At 68.3% G+C, this 14,703-nt stretch carries 14 protein-coding genes; 12 read left to right on the top strand and 2 right to left on the bottom strand.

Annotation, left to right across the window (positions count from 1 at the left end; all coding sequences use genetic code 11):
* Nucleotides 1-215: 215 nt before the first annotated feature.
* From B1818_RS01730 to B1818_RS01690, 9 genes are all read left to right on the top strand, one after another.
* Nucleotides 216-971 (top strand): hypothetical protein, encoded by a 756-nt coding sequence (locus tag B1818_RS01730; RefSeq protein WP_058251097.1) that lies wholly within the window; start codon nt 216-218, stop codon nt 969-971.
* 955 nt (nt 972-1,926) lie between these two features.
* A complete protein-coding gene (ssd, locus tag B1818_RS01725) occupies nt 1,927-2,988 on the top strand; it encodes a septum site-determining protein Ssd (RefSeq protein WP_078111970.1) in 1,062 nt (353 codons plus the stop codon).
* Nucleotides 2,985-4,193 carry a TadA family conjugal transfer-associated ATPase gene (locus B1818_RS01720; RefSeq protein ID WP_078111775.1) on the top strand — a complete coding sequence of 403 codons (1,209 nt, stop codon included), beginning with the start codon at nt 2,985-2,987 and terminating at the stop codon, nt 4,191-4,193. The genes ssd and B1818_RS01720 overlap by 4 nt, the downstream gene beginning before the upstream one ends.
* Complete coding sequence (locus B1818_RS01715; protein WP_078111774.1) at nt 4,190-5,041, top strand: type II secretion system F family protein; 852 nt, start codon at nt 4,190-4,192, stop codon at nt 5,039-5,041. The genes B1818_RS01720 and B1818_RS01715 overlap by 4 nt, the downstream gene beginning before the upstream one ends.
* On the top strand, nt 5,038-5,658 hold the full coding sequence (locus B1818_RS01710) for a type II secretion system F family protein (RefSeq protein WP_078111773.1): 621 nt from the start codon (nt 5,038-5,040) through the stop codon (nt 5,656-5,658). The genes B1818_RS01715 and B1818_RS01710 overlap by 4 nt, the downstream gene beginning before the upstream one ends.
* Before the next feature lie 35 nt (nt 5,659-5,693).
* On the top strand, nt 5,694-6,068 hold the full coding sequence (locus B1818_RS01705) for a VOC family protein (protein WP_078111969.1): 375 nt from the start codon (nt 5,694-5,696) through the stop codon (nt 6,066-6,068).
* Nucleotides 6,069-6,195: 127 nt separating this feature from the next.
* Entirely contained in the window at nt 6,196-6,456 is a 261-nt protein-coding gene (locus B1818_RS01700) for a DUF4244 domain-containing protein (protein ID WP_078111772.1), read from the top strand.
* Nucleotides 6,456-6,851, top strand: coding sequence for a TadE family type IV pilus minor pilin (locus tag B1818_RS01695; protein WP_065630535.1), 396 nt, complete (start codon nt 6,456-6,458; stop codon nt 6,849-6,851). The genes B1818_RS01700 and B1818_RS01695 overlap by 1 nt, the downstream gene beginning before the upstream one ends.
* Complete coding sequence (locus B1818_RS01690; RefSeq protein WP_078111771.1) at nt 6,848-7,219, top strand: Rv3654c family TadE-like protein; 372 nt, start codon at nt 6,848-6,850, stop codon at nt 7,217-7,219. Before B1818_RS01695 ends, B1818_RS01690 begins: the two co-directional genes overlap by 4 nt.
* 20 nt (nt 7,220-7,239) lie before the next feature.
* On the opposite strand, the gene B1818_RS01685 is transcribed toward B1818_RS01690, so the two are convergent.
* Both B1818_RS01685 and B1818_RS01680 read right to left on the bottom strand, forming a co-directional pair.
* Entirely contained in the window at nt 7,240-7,791 is a 552-nt protein-coding gene (locus B1818_RS01685; protein WP_065630533.1) for a hypothetical protein, read from the bottom strand.
* Nucleotides 7,784-10,111 (bottom strand): DEAD/DEAH box helicase, encoded by a 2,328-nt coding sequence (locus B1818_RS01680; protein ID WP_078111770.1) that lies wholly within the window; start codon nt 10,109-10,111, stop codon nt 7,784-7,786. The genes B1818_RS01685 and B1818_RS01680 overlap by 8 nt, the downstream gene beginning before the upstream one ends.
* Nucleotides 10,112-10,448: 337 nt before the next feature.
* On the opposite strand from B1818_RS01680, the gene B1818_RS01675 reads away from it, so the two are divergent.
* The 3 genes from B1818_RS01675 to topA all read left to right on the top strand — a co-directional run bounded on the left by B1818_RS01675 (nt 10,449) and on the right by topA (nt 14,697).
* Nucleotides 10,449-10,652: a cold-shock protein gene (locus B1818_RS01675; RefSeq protein ID WP_004022110.1), complete on the top strand. Its 204-nt coding sequence runs from the start codon at nt 10,449-10,451 to the stop codon at nt 10,650-10,652.
* Between the two features lie 173 nt (nt 10,653-10,825).
* Nucleotides 10,826-11,410, top strand: a complete 585-nt coding sequence (locus B1818_RS01670) for a hypothetical protein (RefSeq protein WP_078111769.1) — start codon at nt 10,826-10,828, stop codon at nt 11,408-11,410.
* Between the two features lie 185 nt (nt 11,411-11,595).
* Nucleotides 11,596-14,697: a type I DNA topoisomerase gene (gene topA / locus B1818_RS01665; RefSeq protein ID WP_078111768.1), complete on the top strand. Its 3,102-nt coding sequence runs from the start codon at nt 11,596-11,598 to the stop codon at nt 14,695-14,697.
* Nucleotides 14,698-14,703 lie beyond the last annotated feature (6 nt).

Below are 14,703 nucleotides of genomic sequence, written 5' to 3'. Positions count from 1 at the left end.
GTGGACCCCGCGCCGACGTCGGAGCGATGCGTTTCAGTCAGTCAACTGACGAACACCGTGAACAATTACAGGTGCGCAATATCTGAAACGGTGACTAACAATGGATCATCGGTATCTATTCGGTTGAGCGCCGCGGGTGTCCGAATCGGTAGCCCTGATCGACCGGACCGAGGGCGACCTGGTGAGCGGTCCGCGGCCGCAACTATCGTCGGTGCGTGACCACCGACCCACTGATGCCCCTGCTGGAGCTGCCCGGCGTCGTCGCCGCCGCCGATCGAGCACGGGATGCCCTGTCCGCAGTGCACCGGCACCCCGCCAACCTGCGGGGATGGGACAAGACCGCCACCGAGGCGTCGTGGCGGGCGGGCCGGTCCTCGGCCGCGATCGACGGTGGAAGTGTCGAGCTCCGACGCGACGGCGACTTCGACGACCCCATCCTGGCCGGCGCCATGCGGGTGTCGCAGGCCCTCGACGGCGATTCGCTGGTCACACTCACCTCGGTGATCCGCCGGGCACCCGCGCAAGCGCTGGCGAGGTTGCACACCCTTGCCGCCGCGGACCTCGTCGACGACCCGGAAGATCTCGGGCGGCCCCGGAGCGGGACGGATGTCGCCGAACGTCTCAACTTGTTGGGGCAGTTGACAACCGGCGCCACCTCGGTTCCGGCGCCGGTGCTCGTGGCGGTGGTGCACGGCGAGTTGCTGGCGGTGGACGCCTTCCCCGCTGCCAACGGTGTCGTCGCTCGTGCCGCGTCTCGGCTCGTCGGCGCCGCGACCGGGCTGGACCCGCACTGCCTCGGCGTGCCGGAGGTGACCTGGTTCAAGCGGGTCGGCGAGTATCGCACGTTGGCTACGAACTTCGGGGCTGGTACCGAGTCGGGCCTGCGGGACTGGATCATCTTCTGCTGCGAGGCCCTGGAAGCCGGTGCGGCCGAGGCGAAGTCGATCGCGGACGCGGCCCGGTCTGGTTAGTCTCGCGAGGTCTCGAACCCGGCCCGGACAGCACTGCGGGCGGCCGCCGGCGTCGTAAACGACGCGGTTGCCGCCCGCGTAGCACGGACTCAAGTTACCAAGCGTGCTTGGTGGGTTGTGGTCACCGCCTCGGCGATTGATCGCGAGTCGGGATTACTGACCGTCCACGTGCTGCCAGCTGTGGGCCATTCCTCTCGGGCCTGGCGCCTCACGAGAGGAAGGCGGTGGCGCATCGAGTGGTGGCGGTCGGTCGTCCTGACTGTGATGTCGCAGGCGCACAACACTTTTGCCATATGCGGCGTGCTCCGCGTGGGTGCTTGCCGCCCGTGCTGGGAAGTGCTCGGCGTGGGGGTTCGTTCCTTCTCTTCCGGATCGAACTTGGCCTTCCGAGATTCCGTAACCACTGTTCTACACCGTGATGCCGATCACATCAAGCGTTCCGCGCCGGAATGTTGAACGACTTGCGGATGGCAGCGAAACACTCTGCGACTCACCATCTTCGACGCAATCGGCAGCTGGTTCGGGGGTGGTAGGTGGCCGATTCGGAGTTCGGCGGCCTCGAGCGGGAACGTTGCAAAGACGTTGCGCGTTTCGCGGGCCTGAATCGCGATTCCCGAATATGCGCCCGGAACGGGCGTCTGATTCGATCTGCTGGTTACTCCGCAGTAGAACGGACATTAGTGAATGGGATTGTTGTGCTTGCAAATAACCCAAAACCGTGTGTATAGTCATCGGTACCCGGTTCTCATACCGGTGCGTTTCAGCCCGACCCCCCGGGGCTGAAACGTGACGACCCCGGCCTCCTCCCCCCCTGGCCGGGGTTGTCCTCTGTCTGGGGTCTTTTGTAGCCCGAGACCCCGCTGGTCGCGAGAGTTTGTCCACAGCCTTCGCCGCCATCCCCAATTGCCCGGGACCCCACCCGTCGGAGCGCCGCACCTGCCGCATGATCGGCCGCATGCCCGATGAACTCCTGGTTCTCGTAGACCCCGAACTCCACGACGACGTCGCACGGTGCGCCGCCGCAGCCGGATACCACGTGCTCAGCGCGCCGGCGGACGATTGCCGTCGCGAATGGTTGACCGCCCGGGCCGTCGCGGCCGACCCATCCGCGATCGCCCTCCTCGCCCGGGTGCGCCCACCTCGGCGACCCGGCCTCGTACTGGTGAGTGCGGCCGAACCGGGAGCACACATCTGGCGGATGGCGATGGAGCTGGGTATCGAGGACTCATCGACGCTCCCGGCCGACGAAGGACGCCTCGTCCGGGTACTGACGGAGTGCCGGGTGCCCAGACGCCGACCCGCGGGTGTCGTGGCGCTCATCGGTGCTCACGGTGGTGCCGGGGCGTCGACCCTGGCAGCGGCGGTCGCGCTGACGTCGGCAGGTGCCCAGTCGCCCACGCTGCTGCTCGACCTCGACGACATGGGCGCCGGAGCCGACCTCCTGCTGGGCATCGAGCGCCGCCGCGGGCTGCGGTGGCAGGATCTCTCGCTCGACGGCGGGGTCGTCGGCGGTACGGCGCTCCACCAGGCGCTGCCGAGCGCGGGCGAGGGCCTGGCGGTGTTGACCTCACAACGCCTGCCGAGCGCCGGGTTGAGTGTCGAGGCGGTCACCGCGGTCATCGACGCGGGGCACACCCATGGTGATCTCGTCGTGCTCGACCTGCCCCGGTCCGACGCACCGGTGGTGCGCGCCGCGATCGCATCCTCCGACGTCGTGGTGGTGGTGACCACACCCACCGTCGGCGGATGTGCCGCGGCTCGACGCATCGTCGACCGTGTCGTCGGTGACGAGGTGGCCGTCGAGCTGGTGGTGCGCGGTCCGTCGCCCGGCGGGTTGCGTCCGCAACAGGTCGCCGATGCCATCGGACTCCCACTGCTCGCCGCCTATCGGCCGGAGCCCCGTCTCGCGGGGCGGCTGGAGGGTGGTCCGTTGCGGTTGCGACGCCGCAGTCCGCTCGGACGCGCGGCGCACACCGTGCACGCCAGGGTCGCCGAGCACCGACAGCGTGCGTCGTGACCCAGGCGCGAATCGACGGACCGGCCGACGAGGCGCTGTTGGACCGGGTGCGCTCGCGACTGGCCGCCGACGCGGCCGACCCGAGTCCGGCCGTCATCGCCGACGCGATCCGCGCAGAGGCCGGGGGAGTGCTGGGTGACACCGACCTGCTCGCCGCCCTCCGCTTCCTGCAGACCGAGCTGACCGGGGCGGGCAAGCTCGAGCAACTCCTCGCCGAACCCGACATCGCCGACATCCTGGTCGCCGGTCCCGACGAGGTCTGGGTCGACCGCGGATCCGGACTCGAGCAGACGACGATCCGCTTCCCGGACGAGGCGTCGGTCCGCCGCCTCGCGGGTCGGCTGGCGCTGGGCGCCGGGCGGCGGCTCGACGACGCCCAGCCCTGGGTCGACGGGCAGTTGTCGAACGTCGGTCGGCGCGGATACACCGTGCGGCTGCACGCGATCATCCCGCCGCTTGCCGCGGACGGGACATGTATCTCCTTGCGGGTCCTGCGTTCGGCATCCAAGGATCTGCCGAGCCTCGTCGAGAGCGGCGCGATCCCGTCCGAGGTGGTGCCGATCATCGGGGACATCCTCCGGAACCGCCTGGCATTCCTGGTGATCGGCGGTACCGGGACCGGCAAGACGACCCTGCTCAACGCATTGATCGGAGCGATGGATCCGCGCGAGCGGGTCGTCTGCGTCGAAGATGCGCTCGAACTGGCCCCGCGCCATCCGCAGGTGGTGAGGTTGGTCGCGCGCGCGTCGAATGTCGAAGGCGTGGGCGAGGTGCCGGTGCGGACCCTGGTCCGTCAGGCACTTCGGATGAGACCCGACCGGATCATCGTCGGAGAGGTTCGCGGCGGTGAGGTCATCGACCTCCTCACCGCGCTGAACACCGGGCACGACGGGAGTGCCGGCACGGTCCACGCGAACTCGACGTCGGAGGTGCCGGCGCGGATGGAGGCCCTCGCCGCCCTCGGAGGCATGGCCCGCGACGCTCTCCACAGTCAGCTGGGTGCCGCACTGCAGGTGGTGCTCGGCGTGGCGCGCAACGCGGGCGGGACCCGCGGACTCGCCGAGGTCGGGGTCGTCCGGCGCGACGACGCCGGACGCGTGACGATCGTGCCGATCTGGTTGCGGAACAGCGGATTCACGGCGGAGCGCGATCACTTCGACCGGTTGGTCGCCGGGCGTGGGCCGGTGTCGGGGGACCGACGATGATGTCCACGCCGGTCGCCGTCGCGCTGGTCCTGGGAGCCGTGGGCGTCGCGCTGCCGCTGTCGGCCGCGCCGCGAGCGAGACACCGACTCCAGACGGTGTCCGGACAACCCCGCCCCGCCCGGAGATCGGCACCGGCCGTGCTGATCCCGATGACGGTCCCGTTCGGGGCGCTCCTGATCGGCGGACTGGCGGCCGCCGTCGCTGCCGCGATCGTTGTGACGGTCGTGCTGTGGGTACGTCGGCGGCGGTCGGCGGAGAAGCGCCTCGACCGCCAGTCGGATGACTTGCTCCTGGGGCTGTCGCTGATGATCGCCGAACTGTCGGTGGGCGCGCCACCGGTCCGGGCCTGCGAGGTCGCGGTCGCCGAACTCCGTCGTCGCGAGCCCCATGACCCGGCCACCGGAGCGGAGATCGCGAACGGGTTGGAGTCGATGGCGTTCCGGGCCGCCCTGGGCGGGTCGGTGATCGACCCGGTGTCCGGGGCCGGCCTGGCGGGCAGGGTCTCGGGCGAGGCGTCCTGGCGTCGTATCGGCGTGGCCTGGCAGATCGCCGAGGACCGCGGCCTGCCGATGGTCGACCTGCTCGGTGCAGTGCGTTCGGATCTTCAGGCGCGGCGTGGCTTCGCGGATCGGACGCGAGCCGGACTGTCCGGACCGCGGGCGACGGCGGCGGTCCTCGCCGGTCTGCCATTGCTCGGGATCGCCCTGGGTCAGGCGACCGGTGCGGGTCCGATCCAGGTCCTCCTCGGCGGTGGCCTGGGTGGGATCCTGCTGGTGGTCGGGTGCGCTCTGGTCGCCGCGGGGATCGGCTGGTCCGAGCGCATCACCGGCAAGGTGCTGGCACGATGATCGCCGGCGGCCTCACCGGCACGGCGTGTTCGGCGGTGCTGCTCGCGGCCGCGCTGTGGATCTGGCCCGCGCCGCGCTGGCTGCTCTATCGGGTGACCGATCCGCCGCCGCCCGATCGCACGCCGCGGTGGCTCGGTGCCGGTCCCACCGCCGACGACCCGTTCGCGGTCGCGGCGGCCTTCGATCTGTTCGCGGTGTGCCTACGCGCCGGTCTGCCGGTGGGGACCGCGGCCTCGGTGGTCGCCGAACGCGCGCCGGCGTCGATGGCGGCGCCCCTCGCTCACGTCGCCGACCTGCTGCAGCTGGGCGCCGATCCGGACGCGGCATGGTCGGCCCTGCTCGACGGATCGGACGGCGAGACGTCCGACGACCATCTCGATGCACTCGCCGCGATGGCGCGCCGGTCGGCGCGGGCCGGCTCGTCGCTGGCGGGCGGTCTCGCCGAACTCGCCGATGATGTTCGACGCCGGGCGCACGACGACGCACTCGCCGCCGCCGAACGGGCCGGTGTCGCGATCAGCGGCCCGCTCGGACTGTGCTTCCTGCCCGCGTTCATCTGTCTCGGGATCGTCCCGGTCGTCGTCGGGCTCGCCTCGTCGGTTCTGGGTTCGATCTGACGTATCTGTCGGTGCGACGACGCAGAATGTTCTCCATGACCGACTCCGGGCACCGACACCATGCCATCGACTACATCGAACTCACCGTCACCGACTCGGCCGCGGCGCAGGCGTTCTACGCGGCTGCGTTCGGCTGGCAGTTCAACGACTACGGTCCCGCATACGCGGGAATCGCGAATCCGGGCGGCCCGGACCTGCCCGAGGTCGGGGGTCTCGCGACGAGCGAGGTCGCGGCCGTACGCGGTGGTCCCCTGGTGCTGCTCTACTCCGACGATCTCGACGCCTCAGCGGAGCGGGTGCGCGCGGCGGGTGGCGAGATCGTGAACGGCCCCTATGCTTTCCCCGGTGGTCGTAGGTTCCACTTCACCGATCCCAGCGGCAACGAACTCGGGGTGTGGTCGACCTCGTAACTGACGATCGTCCGGGTTTGCGCCGGAACGGCATGGTCGGCAAATCCGAGGGATCCGAACGGCGACGCGCTGCGTCCAAGTACGTGCAACACCGTTCACTCGGTTCCATCGACTCCCAGGAGAGACCATGTCACGCACCATGTTCCGGACCCACGACGCCACCCAGGCCGCGGCGCCGCACGATCGAAGCGATGTGATCGGACGTCTCGGCGCGCACATGACGCGCCTGATGACCGACGAGGAAGGCATGTCCACGGCGGAGTACGCGATCGGCACCATCGCCGCGGCGGCGTTCGGGGCGATCCTCTACACGGTCGTCACCGGTGACAACATCGTGAGTGCCCTGACGGGCATCATCGGAAAGGCGCTCAACACCTCGGTCGGTTGATGAACCGCCGAAAGTGGCTGCGACGCCTGCTCGCCGACGAATCAGGCATGGTGACGGTCGAGGCCGCGTACGCGATCGCCGCGATCGTCGTCATGGTGCTCATCGCCGTGGGTGCGGTCGCCGCGGTGACCACCCAGATCCGCTGTACCGATGCGGCGCGCGAGGTGGCTCGCCTGTCCGCTGCGGGTGATGCTTCGGGGCGCGAGGTCGCGCAACGGCTGGTCGGAGACGGTGCGCGCGTGTCGATCTCGGATGCGGACGATCGGGTCGTCGTGGTCGAGGTCCGATCGGGTGTGGCGATGCTGCCGGGTCTCACGGTGTCGGCCCGGGCGGTCGCGGCCAAGGAGCCGACAGGTGCGGATCAGGTGGTGTTCGCGCCGGGGGTGGGGCCATGACGCGCCGTCGTGGGCTGATCGCCGACGACGACGGTCACGCAACGGTGTTGGGCGCATTCGTGATCGCGGCGCTGGCTGCGGTTCTCGTGATGGTGATCTATGTCGCGGCAGCGGTGCTCGCCCGCCACCGCGCCCAGTCGGCGGCCGATCTGTCCGCTCTGGCCGCGGCGATCGAGCATGCCGCGGGTGAGCCGAATCCATGCGCGGCGGCACGAGATCTGAGCCGCCGACAGGACTCGGGGGCCGAGCTCGTGGAGTGCCGTACCGCCGGAGACGATGTGGTGGTGACGGTTCGGGTGCCGGTGGCACTCGGGAGCTTCGGGACGAGCGACGCCACCGCCCAGGCGCGCGCGGGACCGGTGGACTGACCCCGTGCCGAAGGGCGGCCCTACCCGAGACCGTCGGATTCGACGGAGATCCGCTTGGGGTACACCCGGATGGACTGCATGGGCGCGAACCACAATTGGTGGAAGTGCACGTCGGTGTCGCCGCGATAGGCGAGTTCGAGCGCATCGGTCCCGGTGTTCAGCGGAATCCACGATCGGGCGGCCCGGACGAACGACGACCAGTGGATGAGTTCCCCCTCGGTGAGGAAACCGCCTGCTGCTGCCCAGGTTTCACCGGAGTGGGCATCGGTGGACGCCAGATAGACCTCACCGAGGGAGGCGGTGACCCGCGGACCGACCATCGCCGTCTGCAGATACCACTGTGCCGTGGTCACGACATCGGTGAAACCTCCGGAACGGGCCGCGCACCAGGCGTAGTGGAGGTCCAGGGCGTCGAGCGCCTCGTCTTCGGAGAAGAACACGTCGCGCTCGCCGATGGACGACGGCAACTGGTCGGTGTTCTGCGTCGGGCGGGCGAGCAGGAAGAAGGCACGAGAGGGTCGGGTGACCTGACGATACGTGTGGGTCCCCCGGTCGGATGCCTCGTCATGCATGGGCCAAGTATTCCCGACGGAGAAGATCCAGGACGGCTACTGCGCCATTCTTGTCGAGCGGATCGTTACCGTTGCCGCATTTGGGACTCTGGACGCAGGATGGGCAACCGCTCTCACAACCGCAGCTGGCCACGGCGTCTCGGGTGGCGTCGATCCAGGTCAGGAACGCCGAATGCCCGCGTTCGGCGAAACCGGCACCGCCCATGTACCCGTCGTAGACGAAGACCGTCGGCAGACCGGTGTCCGGGTGGAGGTCGGTCGAGAGTCCACCGATGTCCCACCTGTCGCAGGTCGCAACCAGAGGGAGGAGGCCGATGGCCGCGTGTTCCGCGGCGTGCAACGAACCGGGCAACCGGGTCTCGTCGACACCGGCGTCGGCGAGTGCCTCCGGTGTGAGGGTGTACATCACGGCGCGGGTGCTCAGGGTCTGCTCGGGCATGTCGAGCTCGACGGCGTCGAGCACCTCTCCGGTGCGCAACGTGCGCAGGTAACCGACGACCTGATGGGTGACGTCGACCTCCACGAATGCGACCGTCAGCGGGCCGAATCGCCGGCTCGCGAGCGTCGCGGTGATGCTGATGTCCGTCGTCTCCCGCGCCGACGTCGTCCAGTCCGGGTCCTCCGGATGCGCCAGCGCGAGACCGTCGTCGAGATCGAGCTCGTCGACGAGATAGGTCTCGCCCTGGTGGATGTGGACGGCGCCGGGGTGCACCGTCGACATGGCCCGGCCGGTGTCGACGGTACCGAGCAGCTGCGACGTCGTGGTGTCGACGATCAGGACCTGCCCGCCGATGCCGCCGCGGATGTCGACGTCGGCGTGGGGTTCGGTTCCGGCCGTGACGTACCAGCCGGACTTACGTTTGCGCAGCAGGCCGTCGGCGGCCAGGTCCTGCGCCACGTCGCGGGCGTTCCAGGCGTCGATCTCGCTGTCCGACAGCGGTTTCTCCATGGCGGCGCACAGCAGGTGCGGACCGAGGATGTACGGGTTGGCGGGGTCGGTGACCGTGGCCTCGACGGGTTTGCCGAGGAGTGACTCCGGATGATGCACGAGGTAGGTGTCGAGCGGGTCGTCGCGGGCGACGAGCACGACGAGTGAGTCGCCGGACTCGCGCTGGCGTCCCGCGCGCCCGGCCTGCTGCCAGAACGAGGCGACCGTTCCGGGGTACCCGCTGACGATCACGGCGTCGAGTCCGCTGATGTCCACGCCGAGTTCGAGCGCATTGGTGGTGGCCACGCCCAGCAGTTCGCCGTCGGAGATGGCCTTCTCCAGACGTCGCCGATCGTCGGCCAGGTATCCCGCCCGGTACGCGCCGATCCGGGACTCGAGCTCGGGGGCGCTCTGTGACAACAGGTGTCGTGCGCTGAGTGCGGTCAGTTCGACGCCCCGCCGGCTCCGGGCGAAACACAGTGTACGAGCACCTTCCACCACGAAATCGGCCAGCAGTCGGGCGGATTCAGCGCCGGCCGAGCGTCGGACGGGTGCACCGTTCTCGCCGGTGACCACCGGCAGGAAATCGGGCTCCCAGAGGGCGACGGTCCGCTCCCCGCGGGGAGATGCGTCCTCGGTCACCGCGACGGCCGGTTCACCGATCAACCGGCCCAGCGCCTCGGCCGGTTCGGCGACCGTCGCACTCGCGCCGATGACGACCGGATCGGCACCGGCGGCCCGCGCGATCCGCAGCAGACGCCGCATCACCAGGGCGGTGTGAGACCCGAACACGCCTCGGTAGTGGTGACATTCGTCGACGACGATGAATCGCAGATGACGGAAGAACTGACGCCATCGGTGGTGATGGGACAGGATGCCGATGTGCAGCATGTCGGGGTTGGTGAAGATCCAGCGCGAATGGGCGCGCGCCCACTGCCGGATCTCGGGGTCGGTGTCGCCGTCGTATACGCACGGCTGGAGGTGCCCGAACTCCGGTCGCCCGGCGATGATCGAGGACACTGCCCGGATCTGGTCGGCCCCGAGAGCTTTTGTCGGCGCGAGGTATAACGCGGTCGCATTCTTTTCGTTCAGCAAAGAAGTGAGAATGGGCATTTGATACGACATCGATTTGCCCGATGCGGTCCCGGTGCAAATAGCTACATGATTGCCGCGGAATGCGGCATCGGCCGCGCGCGCCTGGTGAGTCCACACCTTCTCGATGCCGTTGTCGGCGTAGGCGTCGATCAGGGGTTGCGGCACCCACTCCGGCCAGGCGTCGAAAGATGGTGAGCGCGACGGGATTACCGAGAGGTGGGTGAGAGGGGAGGGGTCGGCGTCGGAACCCGCGAGGGTACGGGCCAACAGGCCTGTCCCGAATGTGGAGTACTGCATCTTCTGGTGAGAACTCTTCGAAATAGCGTTGCAGCGACGGGTCTCCGACCTGCGTCGATGTTACCGGCGGGTGTCGTTGGTCTGAAGTTTGACGAGGTTTTGACTCACTTTGGTTCGTGTGACTATCGCTGGGGGGCCGAACATGATTGACTGGTTCCGGCCGCAGCTTTCGCGACCCACCGCCCGGTGGGCGACAAGCATGTTGCAGCCGTGGTACTGAGGTTAGTTTGGCGGATCGATGCAGATCTTCGCGGGGCTCTTTGAGGTATGGCGGTCGACCGGCCACGACACGATGACCCATCGTGTCGCGACAGTTGATATGTAAAGGATTGCAAGAATGGCACAGGGAACTGTGAAGTGGTTCAACGCGGAAAAGGGCTTCGGCTTCATCGCGCCTGATGAGGGTTCCGACGACGTGTTCGTCCACTATTCCGAGATCCAGGGATCCGGTTTCCGCACCCTCGAGGAGAACCAGCGGGTCGAGTTCGAGGTCGGTCAGGGCACCAAGGGGCCGCAGGCCACCGGCGTCCGCGCTGTCTGAGAAGACCCGCGTGTGACTGCACCACGCAGTCGGGGCAAACCACCGCTCCCGTTTCGATTCGTCGAGGCGGGAGCGGTTTGTTGTCTGGCTCCTGTTCCGTAGCGCTCCGCGCGTCGCGAACGCGCCACCGGAACCGCCCACCTATTTCCGAGACACAGCACTAGTCTCGACTCGTGGGCCAGTTGTCGTTTTTCTCCGCGGAGACCGAACAGCCCGCGTACGCCGACCTCGCGGGGCTGCTCGCGGCGCACGGACAGGCCGTCCGCTCCGAAACCGGTACGCGGGTCTCGATCGTGGTCGCCGACCGCTGGCGGGCAGAGCAGATCGTCGTCGAGATGCGTGCGGCCGGCCTCGAAGCCGAGTCGACGGTCTCGGACGAGGGCACCCCGCTGGCCCGGACCGCGCCCTGCCATGAACTCGATTCCCTGCACGCGGCCTGGTCCGCGGGAGCGGTCAAGGCGATGCCCCCCGGTTGGGTTCCGAGTTACCGGGCCCTGCGCCTGTGGGTGATCGCCGCCGGTCACTCGGATGCCGGCCGCTACCAGCTCGGATTGGATCCCCACGCTCCGGAGTCGCACGCGGCACTCGCGACGGCGCTTATGCGTGTCGGCATCGCACCCACCCTCGTCGGTACGCGCGGGCAGGCCCCGGCCCTGCGGATCGCCGGCCACCGGCGCCTGTCCCGGTTGCACGAGTACGTCGGTGTGCCGCCCTGTGCCGAGGCCGTCGCCGACTGGCCTCCGGTCGACGAGCATTAGTCATCCCGCATTCGAGCCGTTGAGCTGCTACAACGGGTCAGAACGGTGTCGGATCGGTCACCTCGCCGGGTCCGAGACGGAATTCAGATGTGCAAACGGCGCTATACATAAGGTACAAACCCATCGAACACACCTGAACTGACACGCAGGAACGTTCTCCACCCAGTCAACCGAAGGACGCCCCGGTGGCAGAGACCAGCACCGCATCCCGCTCGAACAGGGGTATTCGACGCCTCGTGATCGTCGAGTCCCCGACCAAGGCCCGCAAGATCGCCGGGTACCTGGGGGCGAACTATGTGGTGGAGTCCTCCCGAGGGCACATCCGCGACCTCCCGCGCGGTGCCGCCGACGTGCCGGCCAAGTACAAGGGGCAGTCCTGGGCACGTCTCGGCGTGAACGTCGACGAGAACTTCGAGCCGCTGTACGTGGTGTCGCCTGACAAGAAGTCGACCGTCAGCGAACTCAAGTCGCTGATGAAGGACGTCGACGAGCTCTACCTCGCCACCGACGGTGACCGCGAGGGGGAGGCGATCGCCTGGCATCTCCTCGAGACCCTCAAGCCGAAGATCCCCGTCAAGCGCATGGTGTTCCACGAGATCACCGAGCCGGCCATCCGGGCGGCTGCCGAGAACCCGCGTGACCTCGACATCGACCTCGTCGACGCGCAGGAGACCCGACGCATCCTCGACCGCCTCTACGGCTACGAGGTGTCGCCGGTGCTGTGGAAGAAGGTCATGCCGAAGCTGTCGGCGGGCCGCGTGCAGTCGGTGGCCACCCGCATCATCGTCGAGCGGGAGCGCGAGCGCATGGCGTTCGTGTCGGCCGAGTACTGGGACATCTCCGCGACGATGGACGCGAGCGCGGAGAGCGCGGACAGCTCCAATCCGCAGACCTTCAAGGCGCGGCTGGTCAACGTCGACGAAGCCCGGGTCGCCACGGGACGCGACTTCGAGTCGACGGGTGTCCTGAAGAGGTCCGACGGCGTCATCGTGCTCGACGCCGACCGCGCCGAGAGTCTGGCCACCGGCCTGCGAGGTGCGGGGATGACCGTCACCTCGGTCGAGGAGAAGCCCTACACGCGCCGTCCGTACGCGCCGTTCATGACCTCGACGCTGCAGCAGGAGGCCGGCCGCAAGTTGCGGTTCACCTCCGACCGCACGATGCGGATCGCGCAGCGGTTGTACGAGAACGGCTTCATCACCTACATGCGTACCGACTCGACGAGCCTCAGCGAGTCGGCGATCAACGCCGCCCGCGCCCAGGCCCGCGAGCTCTACGGCGACAACTTCGTCCACCCGACGCCGCGCCAGTACACCCGCAAGGTCAAGAACGCCCAGGAAGCACACGAGGCGATCCGACCCGCCGGTGAGACCTTCCGTACCCCCGGCCAGGTGGCCGGGCAGCTCGAGGCCGATGAGTTCCGCCTGTACGAACTGATCTGGCAGCGCACGGTCGCGTCGCAGATGGCCGACGCCAAGGGCACCACGCTGAGCCTGCGTATCGCCGGTACCGCCTCTTCCGGAGAGCGCTGCACCTTCGCCGCGTCAGGTCGCACGATCACCTTCCCGGGCTTCCTGTCGGCCTACGTGGAGACGGTCGACGAGCTCAGCGGCGGCCAGGCCGACGACGCCGAGAACCGGTTGCCGCAGCTCACCGAGGGGCAGTCGCTGACGGCCACCGACCTGACCGCAGACGGTCACTCCACCAACCCACCCGCGCGGTTCACCGAGGCGTCGCTGGTGAAGGTGCTCGAGGAACTCGGGATCGGCCGACCGTCGACGTATGCGTCGATCATCGGCACCATCCAGGACCGCGGGTACGTGGTCAAGAAGGGCAACGCCCTGGTGCCGTCGTGGATCGCGTTCGCGGTCGTCGGTCTGCTGGAGGCGTACTTCCAGAGCCTCGTCGACTACGACTTCACCGCGACCCTCGAAGACGACCTCGACCAGATCGCAACGGGTAACGAGAACCGCACGAAGTGGTTGTCGGAGTTCTACTTCGGCGACGACCATTCCGGTGCCGACGGTGAAACCCGTTCCGCCCATTCGGCAATCGCGCAATACGGCGGTTTGAAGAAGCTCGTCGGTGTCAATCTCGAGGAGATCGACGCACGGCAGGTCAACTCCATCCGTCTGTTCAACGACGAAGAGGGCCGCCCGATCTATGTGCGGGTCGGCCGATACGGGCCGTATCTGGAGCGCAATGTCGCCGCGGACGGTGCGGACGAGGATCTGCAGCGCGCCAACCTTCCCGCTGACATCACCCCGGACGAGTTGACCCTCGCGGTCGCCGAAAAGCTCTTCGCGACACCGCAAGAGGGGCGTTCGCTCGGTACGGACCCCGCCACCGGTCACGAGATCGTCGCCAAGGAAGGACGTTTCGGTCCGTACGTGACCGAGGTCCTGCCGTCGGACGACGATGACGACGACGGGGACACGCCCGCAACCATTCCCGCGGGCCCGACGCCGCGTGACGGCGGGTCGGGGGGCGGTACCGGAGGTTCAGACACCGCCGACGGCGACATCGTCCCGCTCGACTCGCCCGGCGGGGGCACGGCCACCAAGACGAAGCCGGCGGCGAAGAAGACCGCGAAGAAGGCGGCGAAGAAGGCCGGTCCCAAGCCGCGTACGGGCTCGCTGTTCAAGACGATGGACATCTCGACGGTCACGCTCGAGGACGCTCTGAAGCTGCTGTCGCTGCCGCGCGTCGTCGGCGTCGACCCGGAGTCGGGCGACGAGATCACCGCGCAGAACGGCCGGTACGGCCCGTATCTCAAGAAGGGCTCGGACTCGCGGTCCCTCGGCACCGAGGAGCAGCTCTTCGAGATCACCCTCGACGAGGCGCTGAAGATCTACTCGGAGCCCAAGCGTCGCGGTCGTCAGGCCGCCGCGCCGCCGTTGCGTGAGCTCGGCAAGGACGACGAGGTCAGCGGCAAGCCGATGGTCATCAAGGACGGTCGGTTCGGACCGTACGTGACCGACGGCGAGACCAACGCAAGCCTGCGCAAGGGCGACGAGGTCGCCTCGATCACGCCGGAGCGCGCGATGGAGTTGCTCGCCGATCGTCGGGCTCGTGGCCCGGCCAAGAAGACCACGAAGAAGGCGGCGGCGAAGAAGGCCCCCGCCAAGAAGACAGCGGCCAAGAAGACTGCGGCGAAGAAGACCGCAGCCAAGAAGACGACGGCGAAGAAGACCGCAGCCAAGAAGACGACGGCGAAGAAGACCGCAGCCAAGAAGTCGACCGCCAAGAAGACGGCAGCCAAGAAGGCGACGCCGGACGCCGAGTAAAACGCC

Source organism: Gordonia sp. IITR100, from assembly GCF_002009645.1.
GTDB classification, from domain to species: domain Bacteria; phylum Actinomycetota; class Actinomycetes; order Mycobacteriales; family Mycobacteriaceae; genus Gordonia; species Gordonia hongkongensis.
This window is presented reverse-complemented; position numbering and strand designations above follow the sequence as displayed.